The following is a 7,747-nucleotide window of genomic DNA, read 5'->3' as shown; positions in this document are numbered from 1 at the left end:
CGAGCGGAGCCGAGGTGACCGATCTCTTCAACTGTTCAACACTTCAACTTTTCAACTCCTAAAGACTATCTATCTCCGCGCACAAGCGCTCAAAAATTTCGGCTTTACTGCCTACCCCATCAATTTTTATCGAAAGATTATACTCCGCATAAAAATCGAATACAGGTGATGTTTCCGCTTTGTAAACGTCAATGCGTTTGCGAATCACATCTTCATTGGCGTCATCGGGTCGGCCCGAGGACTTGCCACGTTCTATTAAACGGACGACCAACTCTTCGTCGGGTACTTCCAACATGATCAACTTGGAAATGCGCTGGTCTTTTTCAGCCATGAGCGCATTCAGCGCTTCACTTTGGGGAATGGTACGTGGGAAACCATCAAAAATGTACCCGGCTACGTCGGGATTGGCCTCCACTTTATTGCGCAACATTCCAATCGTAACAGAATCGGGTACCAACATGCCCCGATCCATGAAGCTTTGGGCTTCCAGTCCGAGGGGAGTACTATTTCCTATTTCATAACGAAAAAGATCACCTGTAGAAATGTGCAAGAGCTGATACTTATCAACCAGTTTAGCCGCTTGGGTTCCTTTACCTGATCCTGGAGGACCGAAGAGTATCAAATTGATCATGTTTAAAGTTAGGTTTTGCGTAGCAAAAGAAGCAAAAGTTATTGAAAAAATTAAGGGTTTGAAAGTTATTAATTAACCTTCAAACCCTCAAGTGATTTAATTGGAAAAAGTTGAGGGGTTGAAAAACGGTCACTGAGCGAAGCCGAAGTGCCGTTTTTTAACTCCCTCAACTTAAGTGTTACCTTCTTGGACCGATCGAAAAGCACCGAGTTTCAATTTCGGCAATCAAACCCATGGGTTCAATTGTTTCTTCGGGCACCAAGTTGAGCTGAGCAGTTACTACCTGAGCGGCAGTAGGTGCAGGGGCCACCTGCATGACTTGTGGGCCATACAACCCAACAAAGTCGGCTTTTTGTACAATTCTTCGTGCGGAAACGCTTTTGGCGCCCCAGTAGCTTGATTCATTCAGATTGTCAATAGCAACGCCTTTGGAGCAGCAGCTATGGATGAATCTGAGGCCTTTTTCGTCATTGGAGTAAACCATGGCGACGTGAAAAACCCTGCTGTTGGCCGAACGGCGGAAAAAAAGCAGATCACCAGGTTGTGCAGCGCTCAATTCAACTTTTTCGCCTTCCAGTTCCTGGTCGCGAGATGAACGTGAAACGTTGACTTTAAAATGAGCCAAAACGTAGGAAGTAAAGCCGGAGCAGTCGAAACCGGTTACCGGAGAATGTCCGGCGTAACGGTATGGCAACCCCATGTAAAGTTGTGCATAATCCAAAACGTCCTTGCGGAATCGCTTTTCTGCTTCTGCTACCGTTGTAGGCAGATCGGCAGGAATGGATACGTTAAGCGTCGTAGGTGCACAAGTTCCTAAGGCTAAACAAGTAGTTAATACTTCTAGCATATAATAAGTACGTTGGTTCGCATGAATGATTTATGTATGGGACTACATGGGATGTGTAACTGGGTGAGTATTTGATAAATATGTTCGGATGGGACCGATGCAAAGATAAAGCAAAATTTCTGAAAGTTTCACCACCCGAAAGTGTTAAAACTTTCAATTAGCTCATTATCAAGTAATTACAGGGAAAATTTGTTGAAAAAAGACTTAAAAAACCAGCGAAATTTCGCCTCATGGGAGTGGAAAAAAGTGAACATTGGCAAGATAGGAAATTTGTTTTGGATTTCGTACATCAATCTAAATAAAATGTCTACTTTGTATGACGCAAAAAATTGCGTCCCGATTTTTGAGCGGCTTTTGAATAGAAAGCGCACTTGAAATGAAGCGTTCGACTTCCTATTCAAAACCCAAAATCGGGAAGTTAATTTTTCTGCATTTTTCCGAAAAAAAGGAAGTCAATCCATGGAGAAAAACACCAATGAATCCGGCTCTTTGGCTGTACCATTTGTAAAAAACCAGCCTCGTATCCTCCGTGGTTGGGCTTTTTTTGACTGGGCCAACAGTGCTTATGCTCTTGTGATAACTGTAGCGATCTTTCCTGGCTATTTTTTGCATGTTACCGCCGATGAGGTCAATATTTTGGGTTTAAAGATCAGTGATGGTACACTTTATTCTTATTCTTTGTCTTTTGCCTACCTGTTGATTGCACTGGTTTCACCCTTACTTTCGGGAATTGCAGATTACGGGGGGCGGAAAAAAGTTTTTCTACGTTTTTTTACCACATTAGGTGCACTGGCCTGTATTGGGCTTTTGTTTTTTACCGATATGAAAACCCTCTGGGTAGGGGTTAGTTGTTTTGTACTGGCCACCATTGGTTTTTCGGGTGGCCTGGTTTTTTACAATGCCTTTTTGCCGGAGATCGCTACGGAGGATCGATACGACAAAGTGAGTGCTACAGGGTTTAGTTACGGCTTTGCAGGGAGTATCATTTTGCTGGTGAGCAACCTGATCGTGATTCAGAACTTCGGTTGGTTCGGCTTTTCCGAAAGTTTAAAAGCTGTTCCGGTTGCTTTCGTCATGGTGGGTTTGTGGTGGCTTGGTTTTGCACAAATCCCGTTGCGCCGTTTGCCGGAGGATGCACGGCACCCTTATTCCAAAGCTTTGCTGAAGCGCGGTTATGAAGAAGTAAGTAAAACGGCCCGCCGGGTTTTGGCTCGCCCCAATATGTTGCGCTACCTGTCTGCATTCTTTTTCGCCAATGCTGGTGTGCAGTCCGTATTGTACCTGGCCTCTATTTTTGCTGAAAAGGAATTGCATTTTAATACCTCAAATTTGATTGTGCTGATTTTGATCCTGCAAGTGGTTGGCATTGGAGGTGCTTATTTATTCGCCTGGATTTCCAGCAAAAAGGGCAATAAAAATGCGATGATGTACATGATGGTGATTTGGACCATGATTTGTGTTGGTGGTTATGTGGTCAGAACGGGTCTGGATTTTTACTTTCTAGCGGCTTGTGTAGGCCTGGTGATGGGGGGCATGCAGTCCCTGGCCAGGGCGACTTATGCCAAATTGTTGCCTGAAGACACTCCCGATACTGCCTCTTACTTCAGCTTTTATGATATTCTGGACAAGCTCTCCACCGTGATGGGCACTTTTGTTTTTGGGCTGATTACGCAACTCAGCGGTGGAATGCGCAATTCCGTGTTGTCACTGGCGGTGTTTTTTATCATCGGTTTGATCCTGATGAGGCGGGTGGTGGTTACGAAGGGGGAAGCTTCCTAAACTTTTTCCAATCGTTTTTCTATTTTTGCAGCTCGTTTTTAACATCCAATACAAATGAGCACGCTGCAACAAACGATTGAACAAGCCTGGGAGGACCGCAGTCTCCTGGCCCAAATGGAGGTCAAAGAAGCCGTATTTCAGGTGGTAGAGCTCCTGGACAAAGGGCAACTCCGCGTAGCCGAACCCACTGCCGACGGCAACTGGAAGGTGAACGACTGGGTCAAAAAAGGGGTAGTGATGTACTTCCCACTGCGCCAAATGGAAACCATTGAGGTAGGTCCATTTGAGTTTCACGACAAAATTCCACTCAAAAAATCATATGCTGAGATGGGTGTGCGGGTGGTGCCTCACGCCATTGCCCGTTATGGCTCTTTCCTGGAGCGTGGCGTAATCATGATGCCCAGCTACGTCAACATTGGCGCCTGGGTAGGCAGTGGTACGATGGTGGATACCTGGGCTACTGTGGGCTCTTGTGCTCAGATTGGGCGCAATGTTCACCTCAGTGGAGGTGTTGGCATCGGTGGTGTACTGGAACCACCACAAGCCGCTCCAACTATCATCGAAGACGATTGTTTCATCGGCTCTCGCTGCATTGTGGTAGAAGGAGTAAGGATTGAAAAAGAATGTGTTCTGGGTGCCAACGTAGTGCTCACCAACAGTACCCATATCATTGATGTGAGTGGACCAGAACCAGTCACCTATCGGGGGCGGGTACCTGCTCGTTCGGTAGTCATTCCTGGTTCTTACACCAAAGAATTTCCTGCCGGAACCTACCAGGTACCTTGTGCGTTGATCATCGGGCAGCGCAAAGAAAGTACCGATAAAAAGGTGTCGCTGAATGATGCGCTGCGGGATTACAGTGTAGCGGTTTAATAGAAGTTTTATGGTTCCATTCGGCACTTCGAATACGCTCAGTGACCGTATGGAGCCATAAAACTCCAGAACCTTGGAACCATGAAATATTTAATTGTCGGCCTCGGGAATATTGGTGCCGAATACGCAGACACCCGGCACAACATCGGCTTTCTGGTGGTGGATCAGTTGGCCAAAGACGCTGAGGCCAGTTGGGAAACCGAACATTTGGGTGCCTTGAGCAAGATCAAACACAAAGGACGCACCCTCATTTTGTTGAAACCTTCCACCTACATGAACCGCAGTGGCAAGGCGGTGAATTATTGGCTCCAAAAGGAAAAAATTCCCATCGAAAACCTGCTGATCATCCTGGACGACCTCAATCTGGAATTTGGCAAACAACGCCTGCGCGGCAAAGGTAGCGATGGTGGGCACAATGGGCTCAAAGACATCGACCAGGCCATAAGCAACAACTACGCCCGCCTGCGCATTGGCATCGGCAATGATTTCCGCAAAGGCCAACAGGTGGATTTTGTGCTCGGTGAATGGTCGGATGAGGAGAATGCAGATTTACCAGCTATCATCAAGTACGCCGCGGATACAAGTAAAAGTTTTGCGGCAGTGGGCCTGGCGCATACGATGAATGCGTTTAATAAAAAATGATGACTTGTTAATCGTACAGGGTACAAATGTGAAGGCACCAAGAGAATAGGTCTTTTGGTGCCTTCACATTTGTACCCTGTACTTTTTTGCTTAACCCAACATCAAAACAAGCAATTGCTACACAAAAAACAGCTGTGGTTGAAAAGTGATGGGTTTACTTGCCACCAATTTTAACAAGTCAACTGAACTCAAAATCCCGACCACTTCGTTGTGATCCCTGACCAATAAATGGTGAATGCCATTTTTCAACATCAGGTTGGCCGCAGTAGCAGTGGAGTCATCCTTGTTGATGTAGCACAGCCTGGTGCTCATCACACTCATTACGGGCAAGGTGGGATCCTTGACGTTGCGCAGATCGCTGTCGGTTACAATGCCCAGGATGTCTGCGTCAGCGCCTTCATCGGTAATGGGTACGGCACCGATGTCATGTTGGCTCATTAGTTTCCTTAAATCTTGTACAGTAGTCTCTACAGTGGCCATTACGACCGGACTACTCATGAGTTGCTTAATGGTCTTCATCAGTGTTATGGCTTTATTATGATCAAAAGTAGATTGCCCAAATTTTTGTGAGATTATGGTCATAATGCACTGATTTCAATCACAACCAAGGGTGATCTTAGTCAAGCCAAGTCAATCAGTAAAAAGTTGCTTTACAATTGGTTATCAGCGTTGCAAGGGTTGGGGTTTTGCAGCAGCGAAAAAAGGACTTTAAGTGCTTGTCTAATCTTTTGGAGAGGATAATTTCAAACTTTTTCAATTTAAATCTATTCAAGGATTAATGCAAGGGCTATATTGTTAAAAAATACCGTCTATGCGCCCTTTCCTTGCTTACTCATTTTGCTGCTTTTTCCTGTGGTATAATCTAGCTACTACACAGGTCCGGCCAGCCGACTGGCTGATTCAGCCCAGCACCGCCAAAGCTCAGGTAGTGGTTAGTTCGGATGGAAAAACCATCGAGCTCAACAATGGTTTGCTGCGCCGAAGCTTCCGTTTGCAACCCAATCTGGTTTGTTACGATTACTATAACCTCAGCAACGGCCAACAACTCATCCGAGCCCTCAAACCCGAAGCTGAAGTGACCATAGGCGGTAAAAAATACGCCATTGGTGGTTTACATGGGCAAAAAGAACAAGCCTATCTTTTGCCAGAATGGCTGGATAACTTCAGCGCGAATCCGCAGGATTTTCAATACCAAACCTATGAAATCCAGGATTTAAAACCCTTCCTCAATTGGCGTTCAGCCACCTGGACGGGCAATCCCCAGCAAGCGAAAGGTAAAGTGCTGAGTTTGACTTTTCGGCACGCGTCACCTGCACTGGTTGGCCTGAATATCAAGGTACATTACGCACTTTACGATGGCATCCCTCTTTTGTGCAAATGGGTGAGTATAGACAACCAAAGCTCAAATAGCCGTTTCAAACTGGATCGGGTACTCAACGAAATCCTCGCCATGCCCGAAGAAGAAAGTGCTGTGGTAGGCAAGCCCGAACAAATGAAAAAACCTCAAGGCATTTACATTGAAACCAACTATGCCTTCAACAATGCCATGCGTTACAACATCAGTGACCAAACCACACATTGGAAAACGGACTCGGCTTATACTTCACAAGTCAACTACAATTACGAAACACCCTGCATTTTGGAGGTGTACCCTGATTTTGCCCCTGGCATCGAACTCCAAACTGGCGAGCATTTTGAATCCATCCGGACCTACGAGTTGCTATTGGACAGTTACGACCGGGAGCGCCGGGGCTTGATGGTGCGCAAAATGTACCGTACAGTTGCGCCTTGGACCACCCAAAACCCGATTTTTATGCATCTGGTCAGCAAAAATGACGAACAGGTGCGGAACATCATTGACCAATGTGCGGAAACGGGATACGAAGGGGTCATTTTGAGTTTTGGCAGCCATTGCAACATGGAGGACACCAGCGCCGCCAACATCCAGCGTTGGAAAACCCTGACGGATTATGCCCACAGCAAAAAAATCCTGATCGGTAGCTATTCCTTGTTCAGCAGTCGGCGCATCAGCGATGAGCACGATGTGATCAGTCCGTTGACTGGAAAGCCCGGGGGAGCCTTTTTTGGAAACGCACCTTGTTTTGGCAGCGTATGGGGCCTGGCTTACCTGGAAAAACTCAAATTTTTCATGGCCAAAACGGGTTTTGATATTTTTGAAAATGACGGCCCTTATCCCGGCGATCGCTGTGCCTCAACCACTCACCCTGGCCACCATGGGCTGGAAGATTCGCAATGGCGGCAAATGGCCCTGCAAAAGAGCCTTTACCGTTGGTGCAATGAAAACGGCATTTATGTGAATGCTCCCGATTGGTATTTTTTGGACGGTACCCATAAAATTAGCCTGGGTTACCGGGAAGTCAATTTTTCTTTGCCCCGAGCGCAACAAAAAATCCTCAATCGCCAAAACATTTTTGATGGTACCTGGGAAAAAACCCCTTCGATGGGCTGGGGTTTTGTGCCATTGACTGTTTATCAGGGCGGCGGAGCAGAAGCGGTATTGGAGCCACTCTCCGAACACCTTAATGATTACGAACAACTAATGGTACAATATTATGGTGCCGGGGTGCAGGCTTGTTACCGGGGCCCAAGGTTATATGATACCGAAACGACCAAACAAACTGTCATCCGGGTGATCGACTGGTACAAGCGGTACCGCCAAATCCTGAATGCTGATATCATTCACTTGCGGCGGCCCGATGGCCGGGATTGGGATGGTATCCTGCATGTTGACCCCAATCTGCCCGAGAAAGGACTTTTGATGTTGTACAATCCACTCAAAGTGCCGATTAAACGGAGCATTCAAGTGCCTTTGTACTATACTGGTTTGGAAACAACTGCGATTTTTAAAGAAAAAGGGGGTAAAAGCCAAAAATTGAAATTAAACCGAAGTTACGAGGCGACACTAGAGGTAGAAATTCCCGCAGAGGGCTACACCTGGTACGTGGTCAACTAAC

Annotated in this window: 7 protein-coding genes; 4 read left to right on the top strand and 3 right to left on the bottom strand. The window is 46.4% G+C overall.

Annotated features, from left to right (window positions below; translation table 11 throughout):
* Nucleotides 1-58: 58 nt before the first annotated feature.
* Nucleotides 59-631, bottom strand: coding sequence for an adenylate kinase (locus SFV55_RS17745; protein WP_320030874.1), 573 nt, complete (start codon nucleotides 629-631; stop codon nucleotides 59-61).
* A 178-nt stretch (nucleotides 632-809) separates the two neighbouring features.
* Entirely contained in the window at nucleotides 810-1,478 is a 669-nt protein-coding gene (locus SFV55_RS17740) for a C40 family peptidase (RefSeq protein ID WP_320030873.1), read from the bottom strand.
* Nucleotides 1,479-1,937: 459 nt separating this feature from the next.
* Here SFV55_RS17740 and SFV55_RS17735 point away from each other — a divergent pair, with 459 nt between their 5' ends.
* The 3 genes from SFV55_RS17735 to pth all read left to right on the top strand — a co-directional run bounded on the left by SFV55_RS17735 (nucleotide 1,938) and on the right by pth (nucleotide 4,772).
* On the top strand, nucleotides 1,938-3,257 hold the full coding sequence (locus tag SFV55_RS17735; RefSeq protein WP_320030872.1) for an MFS transporter: 1,320 nt from the start codon (nucleotides 1,938-1,940) through the stop codon (nucleotides 3,255-3,257).
* 54 nt (nucleotides 3,258-3,311) lie between these two features.
* The gene (locus tag SFV55_RS17730) at nucleotides 3,312-4,130 is read left to right on the top strand and encodes a 2,3,4,5-tetrahydropyridine-2,6-dicarboxylate N-succinyltransferase (protein WP_320030871.1); all 819 of its coding nucleotides are present in this window, start codon (nucleotides 3,312-3,314) and stop codon (nucleotides 4,128-4,130) included.
* Nucleotides 4,131-4,211: 81 nt separating this feature from the next.
* A complete protein-coding gene (gene pth, locus SFV55_RS17725; RefSeq protein ID WP_320030870.1) occupies nucleotides 4,212-4,772 on the top strand; it encodes an aminoacyl-tRNA hydrolase in 561 nt (186 codons plus the stop codon).
* A 117-nt stretch (nucleotides 4,773-4,889) separates the two neighbouring features.
* Here pth and SFV55_RS17720 read toward each other — a convergent pair whose 3' ends face one another.
* Complete coding sequence (locus tag SFV55_RS17720; protein ID WP_320030869.1) at nucleotides 4,890-5,291, bottom strand: cyclic nucleotide-binding/CBS domain-containing protein; 402 nt, start codon at nucleotides 5,289-5,291, stop codon at nucleotides 4,890-4,892.
* Nucleotides 5,292-5,583: 292 nt separating this feature from the next.
* On the opposite strand from SFV55_RS17720, the gene SFV55_RS17715 reads away from it, so the two are divergent.
* Nucleotides 5,584-7,746, top strand: coding sequence for an alpha-galactosidase (locus SFV55_RS17715; protein WP_320030868.1), 2,163 nt, complete (start codon nucleotides 5,584-5,586; stop codon nucleotides 7,744-7,746).
* The last annotated feature ends 1 nt before the right edge of the window (nucleotide 7,747 follow it).

Source organism: Haliscomenobacter sp. (genome assembly GCF_033763495.1).
Taxonomy (GTDB): domain Bacteria; phylum Bacteroidota; class Bacteroidia; order Chitinophagales; family Saprospiraceae; genus Haliscomenobacter.
Note: the sequence above shows the minus strand (reverse complement) of the source record. Positions and strands in the feature narration are given on the sequence as shown.

What these genes read in the sequence shown, in the direction of transcription:
- SFV55_RS17745 (WP_320030874.1), bottom strand. Translation starts at nt 631, where the DNA reads ATGATCAATTTGATACTCTTCGGTCCTCCAGGATCAGGTAAAGGAACC.
- SFV55_RS17740 (WP_320030873.1), bottom strand. Translation starts at nt 1,478, where the DNA reads ATGCTAGAAGTATTAACTACTTGTTTAGCCTTAGGAACTTGTGCACCT.
- SFV55_RS17735 (WP_320030872.1), top strand. Translation starts at nt 1,938, where the DNA reads ATGGAGAAAAACACCAATGAATCCGGCTCTTTGGCTGTACCATTTGTA.
- SFV55_RS17730 (WP_320030871.1), top strand. Translation starts at nt 3,312, where the DNA reads ATGAGCACGCTGCAACAAACGATTGAACAAGCCTGGGAGGACCGCAGT.
- pth (WP_320030870.1), top strand. Translation starts at nt 4,212, where the DNA reads ATGAAATATTTAATTGTCGGCCTCGGGAATATTGGTGCCGAATACGCA.
- SFV55_RS17720 (WP_320030869.1), bottom strand. Translation starts at nt 5,291, where the DNA reads ATGAAGACCATTAAGCAACTCATGAGTAGTCCGGTCGTAATGGCCACT.
- SFV55_RS17715 (WP_320030868.1), top strand. Translation starts at nt 5,584, where the DNA reads ATGCGCCCTTTCCTTGCTTACTCATTTTGCTGCTTTTTCCTGTGGTAT.